This is a genomic window from Saccharothrix sp. DSM 118769 (genome assembly GCF_052936295.1).
In genome coordinates, this window is record NZ_CP193627.1 from 760,935 (window position 1) to 781,849 (window position 20,915).

Genomic DNA, 20,915 nt, shown 5'->3' on the forward strand with positions numbered 1-20,915 from the left:
AACCTCCAGGCCCCCTGAGTTTCGCGTTTCGGCCTAACGCCGTGAGGCGCGAATGAAGAACTCAGAGGGCCTGAGCGTTGGACTCTCGGGACCCGGAGGTTGGACTCTCGGGGCCTGGAGGTTGGACTCTCGCGGGGTCAGGGGGTGGGGTTGGCCATGCGGAGGACGTCCAGGGCCTCGTCGAGTTGGGGCTCGGTCAGCTTGGTGGGGACGTGGCCGCGTTCCAGGACCACCTCGCGGATGGTCTTGCGCTCCTTCAGCGACTGCTTCGCGATCGACGCCGCCTCCTCGTAGCCCAGGTAGCGGTTGAGCGGCGTCACGATGGAGGGCGACGACTCGGCGTACTCGCGCATCCGGTCCACCTGCGGCTCGGTGCCCACCAGGACCTTGTCGGCCAGCAGGCGGGCCACGGCGGCCAGCAGGCGGGACGACTCCAGGACGTTGCGCGCGATCACCGGCAGCATCACGTTGAGCTGGAAGTTGCCCTGCGACCCGGCGAACGCCACCGCCGCGTCGTTGCCGATGACCTGGGCCACCGCCATCATCGTGGCCTCGGGGATCACCGGGTTGACCTTGCCGGGCATGATCGACGACCCGGGCTGGAGGTCGGGCAGCGCCAGCTCGCCGAGGCCGGTGCGGGGGCCGGAACCCAGCCAGCGCAGGTCGTTCGCGATCTTGAACAGGCCCACGGCGGTGGCGCGGAGCTGGCCGGAGATCTCCACGACGCCGTCCTGCGTCGCCTGCGCCTCGAAGTGGTCGCGCGCCTCGGTCAGCGGCAGCCCGGTCACGGCCGCCAGCTCCGCCGACACGGCCGCGCCGAAGCCCGCGGGCGCGTTCAGGCCGCTGCCCACGGCCGTGCCGCCGATCGGCAGCTCCGCCAGGCGGGGGAGCGACGAGTTCAGGCGCTCGACGCCGTTGCGGACCTGCGTCGCCCACGCGCCGACCTCCTGGCCGAGCGTCACGGGCACCGCGTCCATCAGGTGCGTGCGACCGGACTTGACCAGCGACGTCCAGTCCGCCGCCCGCGCCTCCAGCACGCCCGCCAGGTGTTCGAGCGCCGGGACCACGTCGGTCGCCACGGCCTCGGTCGCCGCCACGCGCAACGTCGTCGGGAACGTGTCGTTGGACGACTGCGAGGCGTTGACGTGGTCGTTCGGGTGCACGTCGCGCCCCAGCGCCCGGCTGGCCAGGGTGGCGATCACCTCGTTGGCGTTCATGTTCGACGACGTGCCGGACCCGGTCTGGAACACGTCCACCGGGAAGTGCTCGTCGTGCTCGCCCGCGGCCACCGAGTCGGCGGCCGTCGCGATGGCCGCGGCGACTTCGGGTTCCAGCACCCCCAACCGCTCGTTGACCCGCGCCGCGGCGGCCTTCAGCAGGCCCAGCGCGCGGATCTGCGCGCGCTCCAGGCCGCGCCCGGAGATCGGGAAGTTCTCCACCGCGCGCTGCGTCTGCGCACGCCACAGCGCGTCGACCGGCACCCGGACCTCGCCCATCGTGTCGTGCTCGACGCGGTACTCCTGTTCACCCATACCACCGAGTTTGGACCGCCTTACCTTCCTGGGCACGGTGGCGCGGAACACCTATGGTCGAGGTCATGGACCTTGAGGTCGACCTGCTCATCGTCGGTGCGGGCCCCACGGGGTTGTTCGCCGCCTACTACGCGGGGTTCCGGGACCTGTCGGTGGCGCTGGTGGACGCGCTGCCGGAGGCGGGCGGTCAGATCACCGCCATGTACCCGGAAAAGATGATCTTCGACGTGGCCGGCTTCCCGGCGGTGCGCGGGCGGGAGCTGGTGACCGCGCTGGTGCAGCAGGCCGACCAGTGGAAACCGACCTACCTGCTGGGCCGCCAGGCCCGCACGCTGTCCACTGTGGACGAACGCCTGCGCGTGGGCCTCGCGGACGGCGCGGTGGTCAGCGCGGGCGCCGTGCTCATCACGGCCGGCATGGGCGAGTTCAGGCCCCGCCCGCTGCCCGCCGGCGACGGCTGGCTCGGCCGGGGCGTGGTGCACTTCGTGCCCGCGCTCGCCGCGCACACCGGCCAGGACGTCGTGGTCGTCGGCGGCGGCGACTCGGCGTTCGACTGGGCCCTCGCGCTGGCCCCGCTCGCCTCCAGCGTCACGGTCGTGCACCGCCGGGCGACCTTCCGCGCCCACCCGCCGACCGTGCGGCAGGTCCGCGACCTCGGCGTGCCGATCATCACCGACGCCGAGGTGCTGGAGCTGCGCGGCGACCCGGACCTGGCCGAGGTCGAGCTGGGGCTCAAGGGCGGCGACCGCGAGGTGCTGCCCGCGCAGGCCGTCGTGGCCGCCCTGGGCTTCACCGCCGACCTCGGGCCGATCGAGTCGTGGGGCCTGCGGCTGGACCACCGGGCGGTGCTCGTGGACACCACCATGCGCACCGCGCGGGACCGGGTCTACGCGGCGGGCGACGTCGCCCAGTACCCCGGCAAGGTCAAGCTGATCGCCACCGGCTTCGGCGAGGCCGCCACCGCGGTCAACAACATCGCCGTCCTGCTGAACCCGGACGCGCACCTGTTCCCCGGGCACTCCAGCAACGCGTGACGGCCGGGGCCCCCGCCGCCCGGGTCCGGGAGGGGGCCCCGTCGGGCCGGGTCACGCCACCACCTGCACCTGCTCGCCCGGGAACAGGTTGTCGTAGAACACCAGGGAATCCTGTGCGCCCAGCCGGACGCAGCCGTGCGACTGGGTGTTCGTGTCGCCCTGGTGGAACGCGACGCCGGTCGTGGTGAAGTACACCGAGTTCGGCATCGGTCCGTTGTAGGGGACGCTCCAGTCGTCCTTCACCTTGCGCAGCACGGGGAAGGTGCCCACCGGGGTCTCGTATCCGGGCATCCCCTGGGAGACCCGGACGGGACCGTAGCTGGCGTTCCCGTCGTAGACCAACCACGCCTGGTTGGTGGAGAGCTGCACGCACGCGCCGTTCCGCACGGAGCACGGGGTGCCGGTCGCCGCGGAAGCGGGACTCGCGAGGCCGAAGGTCAGGGCCGCCGCGGCTATCGCCGTCGTGCCTATCGTCTTCTTCATCTCGAATCACTCCTCGTGGTTCGGCTACCCGGCCCCGCGCCGGCTCAACCGCCCCGGGCTCGACCGCTCAGGCGGTGACCTGCACCCGGTCGCCGACCGCGAGGGTCTCGAAGTACCTCGCCGCGGCCTCGCGCGACAGGTGGACGCAGCCGTGCGACGGGTCGGTCAGGCTGCCCTCGTGGAACGCGATTCCGTTGCCCACGAAGTAGGTCGAGAACGGCATGGCCGCGTTGTAGGGGCGGCTCCAGTCGTCGCGGACCTTCCACAGCACGGAGTGCGTGCCCACGGGCGTCTCGTACCCGGGTCGGCCGGAGGTGATCGGCACCGGGCCGTAGCTCACCTGACCGCCGCTGATCAGCCACGACTCGTTCGTGGACAGCCGCACGCACGCGCCGTCGGAGATGTCGCACGGCGTGCCGGGCACGGTCACCGGCGGGGCGGGCGCGGGCTGCGGCTCCGGCGACGCGGACGCCGGGGAGGACGGGGAAGCCGCGGAGGACGAAGAAGTCGGGGACGCCGACGCGGCCGGCGTGGAGGTGTCCGAAGTGGACGGGGACGTGGAGTCCCGGGCCGCGGACGAGGTGGGCGACGGCCCCGAGGCCGCCGGACCGGACGTGCCGCAGGCGGTCGTCACCGCGGCCAGGAAAGCGATTGCCGTTGCTGCCAGAGTCTTCGCGCGCATCGCGCACCCCCCATGTGTCACTGCTGGTTCTGCCCTGATGACGCCCCTCTCGGGTGGTTCGTTGCAGCCCGTTCGGTAACGAATCGGCGAGGGCCGCCCCACCGTGCGGCGGGACGGCCCTCGGACACCGGTGCTAGCGGGTCACACCGCGCCCGCGTACTGGCCGATCCACGAGCGGAACGCCGGCACGTCCACGTAGATCGACGGTGCGGTGGCGCACGTGGAGCTGTTGTTGCCGGCGCGGCTGGTGGCGCCGATCAGCTGCCAGGTGCCGCCCACGGACTTGATCTGCGGACCGCCCGAGTCGCCGTAGCAGGCGCCCGCGCGACCACCGGGGTTGTTCGTGCAGATCTCGTAGGCGCCGTAGATGCCCAGGCAGTTGCCGTCCGCCACGATGGACGTGTTCAGCTCCTGGAGCGTCACCGGCGCGCCGCAGCCGCCGGCGGGGGCGCAGGTCTGGCCCCAGCCGATGATGCGGGTGGCGGTGCCCGTGGCGCCCGAGGTGGACGCCACCGAGATCGGCGCCTGGCCCACCGAGGTGGCCAGGCGCACCAGCGCGATGTCGTAGCTCGGGTGGTTCACGATCTGGGCGCCCGAGGCGACGGTGCCGCCGCTGGTGCGGTTGGTCGTGCCGACGCGGGCCCGGATCGAGGACGCCGAACGGCCCTGGACGCAGTGCTTGGCCGTGACGACCCAGTTGGCCTTGATCAGCGAACCGCCGCAGAAGTGGCTGCCCGAGGTGCTCTGCAGGGAGACCATGAACGAGTAGGTCTGCGTGGCGTTGCCGCCGCCGACGATGAACGGGGTGACCTCGCCGTCCGGAGCCGGGGCCGCCGCCGCCCCGGCCGCACTGGCGAGAGCCGCGCCGATCGCCACCGCGAACGCGGTGAACAGGGTGCGAACCTTCATCACTTCCTCTCCGTCCCCGGCGCAGGGTGCTCGGGGACGAATCGGAAACTAGGGATGCACGGCGTGTGATCACCACAGCCGATCGGCCGGTACCGGTTGGTTGACCGTTGACATCCCGTTCATGAAAGGTCACTCAGGGCAGCGGCGGGAGCGCGTTCTCGCCCGTGCGGGGGAGGTCGAAGTCCACCGAGGCGTACTCGCGCAGCTTCTCCAACCGGTGGAAGCCGTCGATCATCCGGACCGTGCCCGACTTCGACCGCATCACGATCGACTGGGTCGTGCAGCCGCCCGCCCGGTAGTGCACGCCGCGCACCAGGTCGCCGTCGGTGACGCCGGTCGCGCAGAAGAACACGTTGTCGCCGCGCACCAGGTCGTCCGTGGTCAGCACCCGGTCCAGGTCGTGCCCCGCGTCCAGCGCGCGCTGCCGCTCCGCGTCGTCCTTCGGCCACAGCTTCGCCTGGATCGCGCCGCCCATGCACTTGAGCGCCGCCGCCGCGATGATGCCCTCCGGCGTGCCGCCGATGCCCACCAGCAGGTCGATACCGGTGTTCGGCCGGGCCGCCGAGATCGCGCCCGCCACGTCGCCGTCGGAGATGAAGTGGATGCGCGCGCCCGCCTCCCGCACCTCCCGCACGATCCGGTCGTGCCGCGGCCGGTCCAGGATGCACACCACCACGTCGGACACGTCGACGTGCTTGGCCTTCGCCACCCGCCGGACGTTCTCCGCGATCGGCGCGCTGATGTCGAGGACGTCCGCCGCCTCCGGCCCGGTCGCCAGCTTCTCCATGTAGAACACCGCGGACGGGTCGAACATCGCGCCGCGCTCGGCCACCGCCAGCACCGCCAGCGCGTTCGGCATGCCCTTGGCCATCAGCGTCGTGCCGTCGATCGGGTCCACGGCCACGTCGCAGTCGGGACCGTCGCCGTTGCCGACCTCCTCGCCGTTGAACAGCATGGGCGCCTCGTCCTTCTCGCCCTCGCCGATCACCACGACGCCCCGCATCGACACGGTGCCGATCAGCTTGCGCATCGCGTCCACCGCCGCGCCGTCGCCGGCGTTCTTGTCACCGCGGCCCACCCAGCGCCCGGCCGCCATGGCCGCCGCCTCGGTGACCCGGACGAGCTCCATCGCGAGGTTCCGGTCCGGTGCTTCGCGGCGGCGCTCGGTCGGGCTGCTGCTCATGGGGCACTCCCTCGTGCGGTCGATCGTGGGCTACCGGTCGGTAGACCAATCCTCGCACGTGGCGGGGGCCGCGTCAGGGCCGAGCGACGTCCTCCTCGGTCACACCCAGCGCTTGATCGATCCGCTCGCGGGCGCCCGCCAACCGCTGTTCGCAGGTCTTCGCCAGGGCCTCGCCGCGTTCCCACAGCGCCAGCGACTCCTCCAGCGACAGGCCGCCCGCCTCCAACCGGCGGACCACCTCCACCAGCTCGTCCCTGGCCTGCTCGTAGCCCTGCTCGCTCACGTGACTGACTTCCCCAATCGGTTCCGGACGTGCACCACGACGGTGGCCACGGCCTGGTCGTAGCCGACGAACGCCTCGGCGAACTCCGCGCCGTCGCCCTCGCGCACCGCGTCGTCGATGCGGTGCTCCGCGTCGGACACGCGCCGGCGGTGCACCGAGCCGTGCCCGAGCCACCAGCGCATCCCCGCGTAGCCGCAGGTCGCCTCGGACAGGTCGTGCAGCCGGGTGATCAGCGCCTGGCGACCCGACGTGCAGCCGGCCACCAGCGACAGCCAGCAGTCGGCGGCGGCCCGGTCGGCCGACTCCGCCCGGTCCCGGACCTCCCGGGCGCCCTCGTCGCCGGGCTCGCCCGCGGCGGCCATCGTCAAGGGCAGGAACGTGGGCTCACGTGCCGGGTTCGGCACCGCCGCCTCCTTCCTCCGCCTGACCGCCGGCCGCCGACCGGCCGTCCTCGCCGGTCGCCGACCGGTCACCGCCCCCGTCGGGGGTCACCACCGCGTGCACGGCCCCGTCCGCGACCCGCACCCGCAGGTGCGTCCCGACCGGCGCCTGGCCCGTCGAGCGGAGCACCCCGTCCACGCCCGCGGGCGTGACGAGCTGCACCACCGCGTAGCCCCGCGCCAGCGTGGCGGCAGGTCCGAGGGCCGTCAAGCGCGCCGCGGTCGCCACCAGGCCCGCGGCCTCCGAGTCGAGGCGGTTCCGGATGGCCCGGCGGGCCCGCTCGCGCAGCTGGTCCACCTCCTGGGCGCGCCGGTCCAGCGGCCCGTGCGGGTCCGACAGCGCGGGCCGGGTGCGCAGCGCGGCCAGCAGCTTGCGCTCCCGGTCCACCCACCCGTGCAGGGCGCGGCGGCTGCGGTCGCGCATCTGCCGGACGCGCTCCGCCTCCTCCGCGACGTCCGGCACGACCCGCTTGCCCGCGTCGGTCGGCGTCGAGCAGCGCACGTCCGCCACGTGGTCCACCAGCGGCGTGTCCGGCTCGTGCCCGATCGCCGACAGCACCGGCGTGCGGCACTGCGACACCGCCCGGCACAGCGCCTCGTCGGAGAACGGCAGCAGGTCCTCCACGCTGCCGCCGCCGCGCGCCAGCACCACCACGTCCACCTCGGGGTCGCGGTCCAGCGTCGCCAGCGCGGTCAGGATCTCCGGCACCGCCGACGCGCCCTGCACCGCCACGTTCACCACCCGGAACCGGGCGCCCGGCCAGCGCGCGTGCGCGTTCGTCAGCACGTCCCGCTCGGCCGCCGACGCCCTGCCGGTGATCAGCCCGATCCTGTTCGGCAGGAACGGCGGCCTGCGCTTGCGCCGCGGGTCGAACAGGCCCTCCGCGGCCAGCAGCTTGCGCAGCCGCTCGACGCGGGCCAGCAGCTCGCCGACGCCGACCTGCCTGATCTCGTCCACGCGCAGGCTCAGCGTGCCCCGGTTGGGGAAGAAGTTGGGCTTGCCGTGCACCACCACCCGGCTGCCCTCGGTCAGCCCCAGCTCCCTGACCAGCCCCACCTGCGCGGTGAGCTGCATCGACATGTCCACCGACGGGTCGCGCAGGGTCAGGAACGCGGTCGCCGTGCCCGGCCGCGCGCTCAGCTGCGTGACCTGGCCCTCCACCCACACGTCGCCGAGCCGGTTGATCCAGTCGAAGATCTTGCGCGCGACCGTCCGCACCGGCCACGGGTTCTCGGGACTGGACTTCTCCTCGCTCACCGGTCCTTCAGGTTCGCGAGGCGCCGGGTCAGCATCCCGGTGAACTCCGGCCGCGCCGCGTGCGTCCGCTCGTGCTCCAGCAGCTGCTCCAGGTCCTCGGCGGACAGCGGGCGCAGCTTCGCCCGCAGCTGCGGCAGCGTCAGCCCGTCGTAGTCCGGCAGCGCCGCGGGCGGCTCGGCGGCCAGCGCCCGCTCCTCCTGCGACCACGGGTCGCCGGCGTCGTAGCCGGCGTCGTCGTCCCCGGCGTCGACGTCGAAGGCGGTCGCGGCGGCCGGGCGGGGCACGTCCGGCTCGTCCTCGTCGAACGTCGCCCACTCCGGCTCGGTCTCCGCAGGTCGCAGCAGGGACAGGGCGTCGTCGCCCTTGATTGCGAGTTCCGTCACCGTCTGCTGGACCCGCATGGACAGCTGGAGCGCCTCGCTGACCACGGTGACCGGCAGCCCCACGAGTTGCTGCGGCAGCTTCCTGGCCTGCTCGACGGCGGTGACCGCCAGTCCCGCGGCGAGGCGGACGGGCAACGGCAGTGGCTTCATGCCGTACAGCCTGCCGCAGTCGGGCGGCGGATGCCCACATCCGGCACGCCGTACCCTGGAGGTCATGGACAAGCGAGTGCTCCTGGCCAAGCCGCGCGGCTACTGCGCCGGCGTGGACCGCGCCGTCGTGACCGTCGAGAAGGCGCTGGAGCAGTACGGCGCCCCGGTCTACGTGCGCAAGGAGATCGTCCACAACAAGCACGTCGTGGAGACGCTCTCCGCGCGCGGCGCGGTCTTCGTCGACGAGACCGACCAGGTGCCCGAGGGCGCCCTGGTGGTGTTCTCCGCGCACGGCGTGTCGCCGGCCGTGCACGAGGAGGCGGCCGAGCGCTCGCTGCGCACCATCGACGCCACGTGCCCGCTGGTCACGAAGGTCCACAACGAGGCCAAGCGGTTCGCGCGCGAGGACTACGACATCCTCCTCATCGGCCACGAGGGCCACGAGGAGGTCGAGGGCACCTACGGCGAGGCGCCGTCCCACATCCAGCTCGTCGACACGGCCGAGGACGTCGACAAGGTCGTGGTGCGCGACCCGTCCAAGGTGGTCTGGCTGTCCCAGACCACCCTGTCCGTCGACGAGACCATGGTGCGCGTGCGGCAGCTCCAGGACCGGTTCCCGGACCTCCAGGAGCCCCCGTCGGACGACATCTGCTACGCCACGTCCAACCGGCAGACCGCGGTCAAGACGATGGCGCCCGAGTGCGACCTGGTGCTGGTGGTCGGCTCGAAGAACTCGTCCAACTCGGTCCGCCTGGTCGAGGTCGCGCTCCAGGCGGGCGCGAAGGCGTCCTACCTGGTCGACTACGCCCGCGAGGTCGACCCGGCGTGGCTGGAGGGCGTGACCACGGTGGGCGTGACCTCGGGGGCGTCCGTGCCGGACATCCTGGTCATGGACGTGCTCAAGTTCCTCGCCGAGCACGGCTACGGCGAGGTCGAGGAGATCACGACGGCGAACGAGAAGATCGCCTTCGCCCTTCCCCGGGAGCTGCGCAAGGACATGGTGCGCTGACGTCGGGCCGCGTGTTCACGTCGGGCCGGGCGTTCACGTCGGCCGGGCGCCGACGGCGAAGGTGAAGTCGTCGCGGACCTTCGCGCCGAGGGCCACCGGCAGGGTGACGCGCCCGGAGTCGACCATGTCCCGCACGGCCGGACGGCTCAGGCCGAACCCGGCCGTGAGCAGCCTCTCCACTCGGATGGGCGCGGGCAGCTCGAACCGGACCACCACGACGAACGGGGTCGGGTCCGCCGGGTCGCGGAACGGCGCGTCGGTCTCCAGCCGCCACGTGCCGGTCCAGTCGAGCCGGTAGCCGGACCGGCCCGCCAGGGCCGCGTCCACGGCCAGCCGCCGCACCAGCGCCGGGTCGTTGCGCTCGAACCGCACCAGCCGGTCGTGGTCGAGCGCGTTCACGTGCACGCGCTCGTGGACGGGGACCTTCGACGTGCGACCGCACCGGTCGCAGCCGACCAGCAACCAGACGTCGAGCAGCTTGCCGCTCGCGTTGACCCGGAACTTGCCGGTGGGGTGGTGGCGCCCGGACCCGCACGACGGGCAGGCGCGGACCACGGCCGGGAGGGCCAGCTCCCGGACGACCCACAGCGTTTTCACCATCAGGTGGACTCCATGACGTGCGGAGGCGCGGGGCGGCGCTTCCGCGCGCCCCGGACCGCCTCTCGGGCTCGGTGGTGTGGGCCGGCCGCCCTCGGGCGCGCCGGCCTGCGCGACGGCGCGGGGCGCGTCGCGGTGGGGAACCCCGCGCCGGTCGGGGGCGCGGGGCTCGGGAAGGCGCGCCGGAGGGGAGGGGAGCGACTCCGCCCGTCCTCGTCCGCGCACGTGCCACCGGGGTCACAGGTCCATGCGCGTCATGGTGTTCACCGGCGGACCGCCGGGCAACGGGTTTTCCGGTGTCGTGGTCGCGGAATCCCCCGCCCAGGCTCCCAGACCGGTCCGACAGTCCCGGGCCCCGAAGCCGGTGAGCTGCGCCGACGGCGAAAGCGTTTGGCGGACGGCCCGGGATCGCGTTCCCTGGTGGGATGGGTCCTGCTGGGTCGAACACCGCTCCGGGCACCACGCTGATCGGCGTGGAGAACGTCGCCACGCCCCGGTGGGCGCGCCGCCGCTCCGGTGAGACGTCCGTGAGCCTCGGCAAGGCGCTGCGCAGCCTGCCCGCGGCGGTGGCGATGGTGTCGCGCGTCGCGTGGCGCACCTCCCCCCGGCTCACGGTGCTCGCGGCCGTCGTGCACGTCCTGTCCGGCTGCGTGACCGCGTTCGGGCTGCTCGCCACGGCCGACGTGTTCTCCGCCCTGCTGCGCGACGGACCCACCCCCGACCGGCTGGTGCAGGCGCTGCCCGCGCTCGCCGTCGTGGTCGGGTCGTTCGTGGTGCGCGCCCTGCTGGACACCGCCGTGTCCGCGGTCGAGAGCAGCCTGCGGCCGAGGGTGACGCGCTCCGCGAACGACGAGGTCACCGCGGTCCTCGTGCGGGCGGAGCTGCTGGCGTTCGAGGACGCCGACTTCCGCGAGCTGGCCCGCCAGGGCGGGCGCCGGGGCGTGCGGTCGCTGGAGAGCAGCCTCCGCTACCTGGCCGCGCTGCTGTCCGGCTGCATCTCGCTGGTCGCCGCCGTGGTGACGGTCGCGGTGCTCGACCCGTGGCTGGCGCCCGCGCTGCTGCTCGCCGCGGTCGCGAACGCCTGGGCCGCGGCGCGCGCGTCGAAGCTGCGCTACGAGCACTTCCTCGACTCGGTCACCCGCAACACCCGCAAGGGCGTCGTCGAGGAGGTCGCCACCGACCGGGACTTCGCGCTCGAACGGCACGCGCTGACCCTCCAGGACCAGCTGCTGGCCGAGCACCGGCGGATCTCCGACAGCCTCGTCGTGGACGAGATCCGGATGGCGCACCGCACGAACCTCGTCGGCCTCACCGGGCGGGCGCTGGCGGGCGTCGGCACGGGCGCCGCGTACGCCGTGCTGGGCCTGCTGCTGCACACCGGGCAGCTCGACCTGGCCCTCGCCGGCACGGCGGTGCTGGCGATGCGCACCGGCTTCTCGTCGCTGGCCAGCACGACGCGTGCGGTGAACAGCCTGTACGAGGACTCGTTCTACATCGACTTCTACAACAAGCTGCTGGTCGAGGGCGCGGAGCGGGCGCAGGGCAGCAGGCCGGTCCACGCGCCGCCCGACCCGGCCGAGATCACCCTCGACAAGGTCTCGTTCACCTACCCGGGGGCGGCGAAGCCCGCGCTGCGGGACGTGGACCTGACCGTGGCGCGCGGCGAGGTCGTCGCGCTGGTCGGCGAGAACGGGTCCGGCAAGACGACCCTCGGCAAGGTGCTGACCGGCCTGTACCCGGCGACGTCGGGCGCGGTGCGGTGGGACGGCGTCGACCTCGCGGTGGCCGACCCGACGTCCGTGCACTCGTCGATCGCGGTGATCGCGCAGGACCCGGCGCAGTGGCCGATGACCGCGCGGAACAACGTGACCGTCGGGCGGCTCGGGCGCGACGACGAGCGCGCCTACGAGGAGGCCGTGGTCAAGTCCGGGGCCGACGAGGTGCTCGCCACCCTGCCCGCCGGGCCGGACACCGTCCTGTCGCGGCAGTTCAACGAGGGCCAGGACCTGTCCGGCGGCCAGTGGCAGCGCATGGGCATCGCCCGGGGCATGTTCCGCGACGCCGCCGTGCTGGTGGCCGACGAACCCACGGCCGCCCTGGACGCCAAGGCCGAGTCCCGCGTCTTCGAGGGCCTGCGGGAGGCGACGGCGAGCCGCACGACGATCCTCGTCACCCACCGCCTGGCGAACATCCGCAACGCCGACCGCATCGTCGTCCTCGACCAGGGCCGCGTGGTCGAGCAGGGCACGCACGACGAGCTGATGGCCCTGCGCGGCCAGTACCACGAGCTGTTCGAGCTCCAGGCCGCCGCGTACCGGGGCGGCCTGCTGGCCCCGGCGGCCGACTGACCCCGCCGGTGGGCGCCCGACCCCGACCGGGCCGGGCCGGTCAGCCCGGTTCGGTCGCCAGCATCACCGGGTTGCCGTCCGGGTCCGCCACGAACGCCACCCGCTCGCCCCACGGCGTGTCGGCCGGCTCCTGGAGCACCCGGTACCCGAGGCGGGCCAGGTCCTCCACGGCCGCGTCCACGTCGTCGTGGTAGACGCACATCTCGAACGAGTGCCCGCTCGCGGGCCGCTGCGCGCCGCCGTGCGCGCCCCGGCCGTCCGGGGCGACCTCGCCGAGCCCGATCCGCGACCCGTCCGGCAGTTCCACGGTCACGAACGCGGGCGGGCCGTCCTCGGGGAACCGGTAGGTCATCGTGAAACCCAGGGCGTCGACGTAGAACGCGAGCGCCGCGGCCAGGTCGCCGCACACCAGCATCGGGAACGCGGACCGGTAACCCATTCCCCGAGCGTAGTCAGGACGCGGCGAAGTCCGAGCCGAACCCGGCCACGAAGGCGACGAACGCGAACGCAGCCGCACGACGACCCGCGGCGGCGTCGTGGGGTACCCCGGCCTCGACGCCCCCGTCAGGGAGGACACCCCCCGCGAACAGCGGGGCGGACAGGACCGGCCCCGGCGCCGTGAAGAAGTTCTCCCGGGTGTCCGGGGCGCCCCGACCCGCGCCGCTCGGCTCCTCCCACCGCGCGGGGCCGAGCCGGTCCCGCGGGAACTCCGCCACCGCGGCGCGCGTTCCCGGCGGTCGTGCCACCACGCGCCGGCCGGCCGACCCGGCGACCCGGTGCCCGGCGACCCGGTGCCCGGCGACAGCGCGACCACCGCGGCGAGGACGGGGGCCCGCACCACCGGCCGGCGGAGCCGCGTTCCCGCGTCAGGCCCGGCTCACGCGGTCAGTTCGAGCGTCGACCCCGCACGCGCCTTGCGCACGCGCAGCCGGGTCGGGATGCGTTGCCGCAGCTCCTCCACGTGCGACACCAGCCCGACCACGCGACCGCCCGCGCGCAGCTCGTCCAGCGTCGCCATGACCAGCTCCAGGGTCTCCGCGTCGAGCGTGCCGAAGCCCTCGTCGATGAACAGCGTGTCGAGCACCGCACCCGCCGCCACCACGTCCGACAGGCCCAGCGCCAGCGCCAGCGACGCCAGGAACGACTCGCCGCCGGACAGGGTCTTGGCCGGTCGGCGCTGCCCCGAGTAGTCGTCCAGCACGTCGAGGCCCAGCCCGCCGCGGGTGCCGCGCGGCCCCGCCTCCACCGAGTGCACGAACCGGTAGCGGCCCTGGCTCATGCGCTCCAGGCGGGTGCTCGCGGCCGCCGCGACCTCCTCCAGCCGCGCCGCCAGCACGTAGGTGCGCAACGTCATGCTCCGCGAGTTCTGGCCCCGGCCGTTGATCACGTCGGTCAGCGCGTCCAGCTCGTCGTACTCGGCCCGCACCGGCTCCAGCCGCGCCCACGCCGCGCGCAGCTGCCCGGCCAGCTCCTCGGCCCGCGCCGCGCGCCGCCGCGCCTCCTCCCACGCGCCCGACGCCCGCGTCGCCACGTCGGTGACCTCGCGGAACCGCCGCTCCGCGCCCGCCACGTCCACCTCGGCGGAGGCGTCGACGTCCGGCAGCTCGGCCAGCGTGCCCTCGGCCGCCGCACGGGTCCTCTCCGCGTCGCGGACCCTCGCCTCCAGCGCGGCCACCACGTCGTCCGGGCGGGCCGCCGCCAGCGCCTCGGCGACGTCGGCGAACCCGGCGGACGCCGCCAGCCGCGACACCTCGACCCGCTGCTCGGCCAGGCGCTCCGCGTGCTCGGCCACGGCCACGCGCCGCTCGTGCAGGTGGGTGAGGGCGTCGGCCAAGTCGCCGAGGTGCGCCTGGCGGGCCACCACGTCCGGGAAGTCGCCGCGCGCCTCCTCCAGCCGCTGCTCGCGCTCCTCGACCGCCGCGACCAGCTCCTCGCGCTGCGCCCGGTCCCGCTCGCGGTCGCGCTCCAGCCGGTTGCGCCGGTCCTGCGCGCCCTCGACCTGCCGCTCCAGCGCGGCCAGCTCCGCGCCCCGCTCCTCGACCGCCCCGGCCAGCGCCGACACGGCCCGGTGCTCGCGCTCCAGCTCGTCGGGGGAGCGGTCGCCGAGCTGCTCGCGCAGGTACGTCACCCGCGCGCCCAGCTCCTGCGCGTCCCGCTCGGCCCGCGCCCGCCGCTCGGCGGCCCGCTGCTCCACGCCGGCCGCCGCGTCCTCGTCCGCCGCCGTCACCGTGCCCGGCACGAGCCGCGCCGGCGCCGGGTGCTCGGCCGACCCGCACACCGGGCACGCCTCGCCGGACCGCAGCCCGTCCGCCAGCTCGACGGCCATGCCCTCCAGCCGCTCCTGCCGCACCCGCAGCAGCGCGTCCCGGGCCCGCTGGTGCTCGTCCACGGCGGCCCGCCGCGCCTCGTCCGCCCGGCGGAACGACGCCTCGACGCCCGGCAGCTCCCCGGCCGCCGCGGCGAGGCCCGCGACCTGGGTGAGCCGCGCCGCCGCCTCCTTCGCCGCGTCGAGCGCCGACCGCTTCGCGGCCAGCCGGGCCGGCACCTCGTCGAGCTGCGCCAGCAGGTCCGCCAGCTCGCGGGAGGTGGCCGCGATCGACTGGTCGAGGTGCGCGACGCGCCGCCGGTCGTCCTCCTGCCGGCGCGCCTCGGCGGCCAGGCCGGTCAGCGCCCCGGACTCCTCGCGGTGCCGCTCGGCGTCGCCGCGCAGGTCGTCACCGGCGTAGCCGAGCGCGGCCACCGCGTCCGCCGCCGCCCGCTCCTGCGCCTCGGCGGCGTCCAGCGCGCGCCCCAACCGCTCCGCGGCGGCCTGCGCGGGCACCACGACGGCCGCCTGCCGCGCCGCGTCGCGCTCCGCCGCCCACGCCCGCAGGCTCGGCTCCACCTCGGCGTACCGGTCGAGGGACCGCCGCGCCTCGCGCACCCGCCGGACCCGCTCGTCCAGGGCCCGCGCGTCCTGCCACACCCGTTCGGCCGCGTCCCGGTCCGCCAGCGCCGCGGCGGCCCGCTGCCCGGCCTCCCGGGCGTCCTCGCCCAGCCGCTTGAGCAGCGAGCTGAGCCACTCCGGGTCGCCCTCCTCGGGCGGCTCCTCGGCGGCGGCCTCCGCGACGCGCTGCACGAGGCCCCGGTTGAGCCCGCCCAGCCGCTCGACCTCCTGGCCCGCCTCCCGCCGCCGCTCCCGGAACCACCGCTCCACGTCCAGGAACCGCTCCGTGCCGAACAGCTTCTCCAGCAGCTTCTCCCGCTCGGCGGTCTCGGCCCGCAGGAACCGCGCGAACTCGCCCTGCGGCAGCAGCACCACCTGGAAGAACTGCTCGGCGGTCATCCCGAGCAGGCCGTCGACCTCGCGGGCCACGTCGTCGATGCGGGTGTGGCCCTCGCCCTCCCACCCGCTGACCCACGTCAGCGACACCTGCGCCTGCTGGCGCGTCACGCCGCCGCCGCGCTTCTTGGGCCGGTCGTACTCGGGGGCGCGCCGCAGCCGCAGCCGCCGGCCGCGCACGGTCAGCTCCAGCTCCACGAACGTCGCCGTGTCGGCGTGCGCGTAGTCGCAGCGCAGCCGCTTCACCTCGCCGCGGGCCCCCGGCACCTTCCCGAACAGCGCGAACGCCACCGCGTCGAGCAGCGTCGTCTTGCCCGCGCCGGTGTCGCCGTGCAGCAGGAACAGCCCGTCGCCGCCGAGCCGGTCGAAGTCGACCTCCTCCTGCCCGGCGTACGGCCCGAACCCGCTGACCAGCAGCCGGTGCAGCTTCACCTACGCCTCCTCACGGGCCGCCGCGGCGAACGCCTCGCGCAGCAGCAGCAGTTCCCGGTCGCCGGGCCGGTCGCCGCGCACGTCCTCCAGGAAGCAGCACGCGACCTCCTCGTCGGTGCGGCCCCGCACGCGCTCGGCGAACCGCAGCTCGCCGGTCCGCCCGCCCTCCGGCCGCCACTCCACGTGCACCGCGTGCGGGAACCGCGCCTGCAACCGCCGCAGCGCGTCCAGCGGGCGCACCCGGTCGGTCAGGGTCACCGACAGGAAGTGGTCGGCGACCGCCTCGTGCGCGGCGTCCACCAGCAGGTCCTCCAGCTCGCCGCCGAGCAGCGACAGCTCCCGGGGCACCGGCAGCACCAGCTCCTGCACGCCCGCCAGGCCCTCGGGCCCCAGCTCGGCCAGCCACACCTGCTTGGTGTGCCGGGCCTCGGAGAACGAGTACGCCACCGGGCTGCCCGAGTAGCGCAGGTGGTCGGCCAGGGTCTGCCGCCCGTGCAGGTGGCCCAGCGCCGCGTAGTCGACCCCGGCGAACACCGAGCCCGGCACGTCCTGCACGCCGCCGACCGCGATGGTCCGCTCCGACTCGCACGGCTCGCCGCCCGTGACGAAGGCGTGCGCCAGCACCACCGACCGCGTGCCCGGCCGGTCCGCGAGGTCCTCGCGGACCCGCCGCATGGCCTCGGTCAGCACGCCGCCGTGGCCCTTCGCGTCCGGCACGCCCAGCGCGTGCCGCGCCGTCTCCGGCTCCAGGAACGGGATGCCGTACACCGCGACCGGGCCGTGCTCGTCGGCGAGCAGCACCGGCTCGGCCAGGTCCACGATCCGCGTCCGCAGGTGCAGGCCGCCCGCCTCGGCGAACGCGCCGAGGAAGCCCAGCCGGGCCGCCGAGTCGTGGTTGCCGGGCGTGACGACGATCCGCGCCCCCGCGTTCCTGATCCGCTTGAGGACGCGCGAGCACACCGCGACCGCCTCGGCGTTCGGCACCGCCCGGTCGAACAGGTCACCGGAGACCACGACCAGGTCGACCCGCTCGTCCGACACCGCGTCCGCCAGCCCCCCGAGCACCGATTCCTGCTCTTTCAGCAGGTCACGGCCGTGGAAGGTGCGCCCCACGTGCCAGTCGGACGTGTGCAGGATCTTCACGCCGGCCACGGTAGGCGCGCGCGGGCGACACGCCCGGAACCCGACTCGGCGTGTCGCTCGAACGTGTGATCGGACACGGGTGCGCGATGATCGTGGGGTGACAGCGGTCCTCAGCACGGCGGCGGTGGTCGTGGCGCTCCTGCTCGCCGGCGCCCTCCTGTTCCTCTACCGGCTCTACCAGGACAGCGTGCGGCGCACCGACGCCGCGCTCGCCGCGGTGGCCGCCGAACGCGAGCGCGGCGACGCCCAGTGGGCGGCCCTCCAGCGCTACGAGGTGGCGTTCTCGTCCGTCAGCGGGCGCGGCGAGCTGGGCGAGCAGGTCCTCGTGGAGACGGCGCGGGCGCTCGGCCTGCGCGAGGGCGTCCACTTCAGCGTGCAGGTCGACGTGGCCGGCGGCGGCTCGGTGCGGCCCGACCTCGTGCTCGACGTCGGCGGCGGCCGGCGGGTGCCGGTGGACGCGAAGATGAGCATGGCCACCTGGGCCGAGGCGGTGGAGACCGACGACCCGCGCGAACGCGCCGACGCGCTGCGCGTGCACGTGCGCAACATCCGGTCGCGGGCCGCCGAGCTGGCCGGCAAGGGCTACCAGCGGTGGGCCGACGCGATCTACGGGACGATCATGTTCGTGCCCAACGACGGCGCGGTCGTCGCCGCCCTGGACACCGACCCGGAGCTGCTGCGCTGGCTGCTGGACCGGCGCGTGTTCCTGTGCGGGCCGACCGGGTTCGCGGTCATCGCGTCGGCGGCGATGTTCGCGGTGACCGACCGCGCGCTGGCCGACGACGTGGAGCGGGTGCGGGAGGCGGCCGGGCGCGCGCACCGGGCGGCCGACGGCGCGATCGACGCCGTCAACCTGTCGAGCACGCACCTCCAGCGGTTCCTGTCGGCGCGGCGGCGCGAGCTGGAGGCCCTGGAGGGCTTCCGGGCGGCGGTGGAGCCGCTGAGCAACGCGTCGTCGGACGTCACCCCGCTGCCGCTCGTGCGCAGGAACGACGAGTCCCTCGGTGCACCCTTGGACGCCCGCGAGGCGTAATAGAGTGTGTCGGGGGTTCCGCCGGACGAGGAGTGTTGGTGACCGCTGCAACGCGCGACGACTCGCGCAGCGATCCGGAGGACGACGACTTCGAGGACGTCGTCCGCTGGAACGACCGCGCCATGTTCGGCAGCTTCCGGGGCCTGCCCTGGTGGGCGGCGGTGGCGATCGCGTTCGTGGTCGCGATCATCGGGGCGTACGTGGACCTGAGCTCGTCGGCGGGGACCGTCGGCTGGGCGTTCGCGGGCGCGTTCTTCGCGGGCTGCGTCGGCGCGGTGGTGTTCGTGGAGCGCCGGTCGATGTTCGGCCCGGTCGTGCAGCCGCCGCTGGTCCTGGCGATCGTGGTGCCGCTCCTGGTCGTGTTCACCTCGGGCCTGCCGTCCGGCGGCCTGGCCTCGGTGGGCCTCGGCCTGGGCAAACCGCTGATCGACGGGTTCCCGGCGATGGCGGTGACCACGGCGGTGACCGTGCTGCTCGGCATCTACCGGGTGTCCACCCAGAAGGACCCGAACCGGCTCACGAAGGACGAGAAGCGCGAGGCCAGGCGCTCGCCGTCCGTCGCCGCCGACAAGCCGGCCCGGGAGAAGCCCGCCCGCGAGAAGCCGGTGCGCGAGAAGCCCGTGCGCGAGAAGCCGGTCCGGGAGAAGGCCGCCCGCGAGAAGCCGGCCCCCGAGGACCGCCCCAAGCGCCCCCGCCCCTCCGACGACTCCCCGGCGCCCCGCCGCCGACCGGCCGCCGGGTCGTCCGCCGCTTCCGCCTCCGCCTCCGACGAGGACCGGCCGAAGCGCCCCCGTCCCCGCGACGGCGCCGCCCCCGCCGACCGCCCGCGCCGCCCGGCGTCCCGCGAGGGCCGCCCGCCGCAGCGCAAGCCCCGCCCGCGCGACGAGGACTGAGCGGCCGGTCCTCAGGCCGCGCGCGCCTCGTGCGCGAGCAGCCACGCCTTGACCACCGGCCCCCAGCGGAAGCCGCCCGGGCCGTTCGCCGCCACCACCCGGTGGCAGGGGACGAACAGGGTCGCCGGGTTCTTCGCGCACGCCCCCGCCGCCGCCCGCACCGCCGACGGGCGCCCCGCGAGCAGGGCGAAGTCGGTGTAGGTGATCGGCTTGCCCGCCGGGACGCCGCGCAGCGCCCGCCACGCCGCCGCCGTGAACGCGCCGCCCTCCTGGCGGACCGGGACGTCGTCGATGGCCGCCGGGTCGCCGTCGTGGTAGGCGCGCACGGCCCTGGTGACCCCGCCCAGGTCGGTGCGCGCGACGAGCGCCGCGGGCCGCAGGCGCGGGGCGACCCTGGCCAGCAGGTCGGCCACGTCGGTGGTCCAGCCGCTCGCCAGGACCTCGCCGTCCGGGGTGACGACGGTGGTGAACGGGCCGATCGGCGTGTCGGTCGTGCCGGTGTGCGCGGTGGTGGTCACGCGGTCCTCCTCAGGTGCATCGCCGCGTACGAGCGCCACGGGCGCAACGCGGGGTCTTCGCCGGTCAAGGGGATGTCGGGGGCGCCGAGGACGCGCATCACGACGTACGAGGCGATCTCCGGCCCGACGCCGGGGAACGCGGACAGCTCGGCGTGCAGCTCGTCGGCGTCCCGGCCCACGTCGACGCGCAGCGCGCCGTCGGCGAGGGCCCGCGCCACGGGGGAGTCGACGTCCTCCGGCCTCGGGTACAGGTGGGTCACCGGGCCCTCGGGGTGCTCCAGCGGTTCGCCCGGCGCGGTGTGGCCGAGCGCCCTGAGCAGGGTCTCCGCGCCGTCGACGCTGCCCGGCACGCGGATGCCCGGCCTCGACAGCACGCGCGGGCGCAGCGCCGGGTCGCCCGCCAGGACGCCGTCCACGGCCACCGGGTCGGCGTCCAGGTCCAGCAGCCGCCGTACCCGGCTGACCGCGCTGCCCAGGTCGCGCAGGTCGGTCAGCCCCAGCGTGCACGCCACGTGCCCGTCCGCCGGTTCCAGCAGCACGGTCGCGACCCCGTGCGGGAGCCTCAGCGAACGTGCGTAGGCGTCTTCCGTGACGTGCTCCACGCCCGCTACGGCGGATGCCGCGAAGTACGCGAGCAGCCCGGCGGCGTCGAACGGCGACCGGTAGGGCAGGCGCAGCGTGATGCGGCCCGCGTTGCCGGTCGGCCCGCGCCGGGCGCGCATCGCGGACGGGGTGGCGGCGAACACGGCGCGGATCGTGTCGTTGAACTGGCGCACGGACGCGAACCCCGACGCGAACGCGACGTCGGCGAACGACAGGTCCGTCGTCTCGATCAGCAGCCGCGCCGAGTGCGCGCGGTGCGCGCGGGCCAGGGCCAGCGGACCGGCCCCCAGCTCGGCGGTGAGCACCCGGGTCAGGTGCCGCTCCGAGTACCCCAGCCGGGCGGCCAGGCCGGGCACGCCCTCGCGCTCCACCAGCCCGTCGGAGATCAACCGCACCGCGCGGGCCGCGAGGTCGGCGCGCAGGTCCCACTCCGGCGAGCCGGGCACGGCGTCGGGCAGGCACCGGCGGCACGCCCGGTAGCCGGCGGACTGGGCGGCGGCGGCGGTCGGGTAGAACTCGGCGTTGCGGCGCTTGGGCGTCACCGCGGGGCAGGAGGGCCGGCAGTAGATGCGGGTCGTGCGCACCGCGAGGATGAAGCAGCCGTCGAACCGGGCGTCGCGGGCGGTGACCGCCCGGTAGGCGCGTTCGTCGTCGAGGAGCATGTGGCCCACCCTGCCAGC

General features: G+C 74.9%; 21 protein-coding genes. 5 read left to right on the top strand and 16 right to left on the bottom strand.

Annotation, left to right across the window (positions count from 1 at the left end):
* Positions 1-137: 137 nt before the first annotated feature.
* The gene (locus tag ACRAKJ_RS03705) at positions 138-1,532 is read right to left on the bottom strand and encodes an aspartate ammonia-lyase (protein ID WP_438925114.1); all 1,395 of its coding nucleotides are present in this window, start codon (positions 1,530-1,532) and stop codon (positions 138-140) included.
* Between the two features lie 65 nt (positions 1,533-1,597).
* On the opposite strand from ACRAKJ_RS03705, the gene ACRAKJ_RS03710 reads away from it, so the two are divergent.
* Entirely contained in the window at positions 1,598-2,566 is a 969-nt protein-coding gene (locus ACRAKJ_RS03710) for an FAD-dependent oxidoreductase (RefSeq protein ID WP_438925113.1), read from the top strand.
* Positions 2,567-2,617: 51 nt separating this feature from the next.
* On the opposite strand, the gene ACRAKJ_RS03715 is transcribed toward ACRAKJ_RS03710, so the two are convergent.
* The 8 genes from ACRAKJ_RS03715 to ACRAKJ_RS03750 all read right to left on the bottom strand — a co-directional run bounded on the left by ACRAKJ_RS03715 (position 2,618) and on the right by ACRAKJ_RS03750 (position 8,337).
* The gene (locus ACRAKJ_RS03715; RefSeq protein ID WP_438925112.1) at positions 2,618-3,049 is read right to left on the bottom strand and encodes a L,D-transpeptidase family protein; all 432 of its coding nucleotides are present in this window, start codon (positions 3,047-3,049) and stop codon (positions 2,618-2,620) included.
* A gap of 67 nt (positions 3,050-3,116) precedes the next feature.
* Positions 3,117-3,683 carry a L,D-transpeptidase gene (locus ACRAKJ_RS03720; RefSeq protein WP_447008873.1) on the bottom strand — a complete coding sequence of 189 codons (567 nt, stop codon included), beginning with the start codon at positions 3,681-3,683 and terminating at the stop codon, positions 3,117-3,119.
* 189 nt (positions 3,684-3,872) lie between these two features.
* Positions 3,873-4,640, bottom strand: a complete 768-nt coding sequence (locus ACRAKJ_RS03725; protein WP_438925109.1) for a trypsin-like serine protease — start codon at positions 4,638-4,640, stop codon at positions 3,873-3,875.
* A gap of 133 nt (positions 4,641-4,773) precedes the next feature.
* Complete coding sequence (gene glpX / locus ACRAKJ_RS03730) at positions 4,774-5,823, bottom strand: class II fructose-bisphosphatase (RefSeq protein ID WP_438925108.1); 1,050 nt, start codon at positions 5,821-5,823, stop codon at positions 4,774-4,776.
* A gap of 73 nt (positions 5,824-5,896) precedes the next feature.
* Positions 5,897-6,106 (bottom strand): exodeoxyribonuclease VII small subunit, encoded by a 210-nt coding sequence (locus tag ACRAKJ_RS03735; protein WP_438925107.1) that lies wholly within the window; start codon positions 6,104-6,106, stop codon positions 5,897-5,899.
* Positions 6,103-6,510: a sugar ABC transporter substrate-binding protein gene (locus tag ACRAKJ_RS03740; RefSeq protein ID WP_438925106.1), complete on the bottom strand. Its 408-nt coding sequence runs from the start codon at positions 6,508-6,510 to the stop codon at positions 6,103-6,105. Before ACRAKJ_RS03740 ends, ACRAKJ_RS03735 begins: the two co-directional genes overlap by 4 nt.
* The gene (xseA, locus tag ACRAKJ_RS03745; RefSeq protein WP_438925105.1) at positions 6,491-7,804 is read right to left on the bottom strand and encodes an exodeoxyribonuclease VII large subunit; all 1,314 of its coding nucleotides are present in this window, start codon (positions 7,802-7,804) and stop codon (positions 6,491-6,493) included. The genes ACRAKJ_RS03740 and xseA overlap by 20 nt, the downstream gene beginning before the upstream one ends.
* Positions 7,801-8,337, bottom strand: a complete 537-nt coding sequence (locus tag ACRAKJ_RS03750) for a lipid droplet-associated protein (protein ID WP_438925104.1) — start codon at positions 8,335-8,337, stop codon at positions 7,801-7,803. Before ACRAKJ_RS03750 ends, xseA begins: the two co-directional genes overlap by 4 nt.
* 64 nt (positions 8,338-8,401) lie before the next feature.
* Between ACRAKJ_RS03750 and ACRAKJ_RS03755 the strand changes: the two genes are divergently transcribed.
* Entirely contained in the window at positions 8,402-9,346 is a 945-nt protein-coding gene (locus ACRAKJ_RS03755; protein WP_438925103.1) for a 4-hydroxy-3-methylbut-2-enyl diphosphate reductase, read from the top strand.
* A gap of 33 nt (positions 9,347-9,379) precedes the next feature.
* On the opposite strand, the gene ACRAKJ_RS03760 is transcribed toward ACRAKJ_RS03755, so the two are convergent.
* Positions 9,380-9,946, bottom strand: coding sequence for a DUF1062 domain-containing protein (locus ACRAKJ_RS03760; RefSeq protein ID WP_438925102.1), 567 nt, complete (start codon positions 9,944-9,946; stop codon positions 9,380-9,382).
* A gap of 422 nt (positions 9,947-10,368) precedes the next feature.
* On the opposite strand from ACRAKJ_RS03760, the gene ACRAKJ_RS03765 reads away from it, so the two are divergent.
* Positions 10,369-12,291, top strand: a complete 1,923-nt coding sequence (locus ACRAKJ_RS03765) for an ATP-binding cassette domain-containing protein (RefSeq protein WP_438925101.1) — start codon at positions 10,369-10,371, stop codon at positions 12,289-12,291.
* A 40-nt stretch (positions 12,292-12,331) separates the two neighbouring features.
* On the opposite strand, the gene ACRAKJ_RS03770 is transcribed toward ACRAKJ_RS03765, so the two are convergent.
* The 4 genes from ACRAKJ_RS03770 to ACRAKJ_RS03785 all read right to left on the bottom strand — a co-directional run bounded on the left by ACRAKJ_RS03770 (position 12,332) and on the right by ACRAKJ_RS03785 (position 17,188).
* Positions 12,332-12,730 carry a glyoxalase superfamily protein gene (locus tag ACRAKJ_RS03770; protein ID WP_438925100.1) on the bottom strand — a complete coding sequence of 133 codons (399 nt, stop codon included), beginning with the start codon at positions 12,728-12,730 and terminating at the stop codon, positions 12,332-12,334.
* Between the two features lie 13 nt (positions 12,731-12,743).
* A complete protein-coding gene (locus tag ACRAKJ_RS03775; RefSeq protein WP_438925099.1) occupies positions 12,744-13,007 on the bottom strand; it encodes a hypothetical protein in 264 nt (87 codons plus the stop codon).
* A 161-nt stretch (positions 13,008-13,168) separates the two neighbouring features.
* Positions 13,169-16,045: an AAA family ATPase gene (locus ACRAKJ_RS03780; protein ID WP_438925098.1), complete on the bottom strand. Its 2,877-nt coding sequence runs from the start codon at positions 16,043-16,045 to the stop codon at positions 13,169-13,171.
* Positions 16,046-17,188: an exonuclease SbcCD subunit D C-terminal domain-containing protein gene (locus tag ACRAKJ_RS03785; RefSeq protein ID WP_438925097.1), complete on the bottom strand. Its 1,143-nt coding sequence runs from the start codon at positions 17,186-17,188 to the stop codon at positions 16,046-16,048. It abuts the gene before it with no gap.
* A gap of 97 nt (positions 17,189-17,285) precedes the next feature.
* On the opposite strand from ACRAKJ_RS03785, the gene ACRAKJ_RS03790 reads away from it, so the two are divergent.
* Positions 17,286-18,221: a DNA recombination protein RmuC gene (locus tag ACRAKJ_RS03790; protein WP_438925096.1), complete on the top strand. Its 936-nt coding sequence runs from the start codon at positions 17,286-17,288 to the stop codon at positions 18,219-18,221.
* A gap of 38 nt (positions 18,222-18,259) precedes the next feature.
* Entirely contained in the window at positions 18,260-19,114 is an 855-nt protein-coding gene (locus tag ACRAKJ_RS03795) for a DUF6542 domain-containing protein (RefSeq protein ID WP_438925095.1), read from the top strand.
* Between the two features lie 11 nt (positions 19,115-19,125).
* Here ACRAKJ_RS03795 and ACRAKJ_RS03800 read toward each other — a convergent pair whose 3' ends face one another.
* Positions 19,126-19,632, bottom strand: a complete 507-nt coding sequence (locus ACRAKJ_RS03800; protein ID WP_438925094.1) for a methylated-DNA--[protein]-cysteine S-methyltransferase — start codon at positions 19,630-19,632, stop codon at positions 19,126-19,128.
* The gene (locus tag ACRAKJ_RS03805; protein ID WP_438925093.1) at positions 19,629-20,897 is read right to left on the bottom strand and encodes a DNA-3-methyladenine glycosylase 2 family protein; all 1,269 of its coding nucleotides are present in this window, start codon (positions 20,895-20,897) and stop codon (positions 19,629-19,631) included. The genes ACRAKJ_RS03800 and ACRAKJ_RS03805 overlap by 4 nt, the downstream gene beginning before the upstream one ends.
* Positions 20,898-20,915 lie beyond the last annotated feature (18 nt).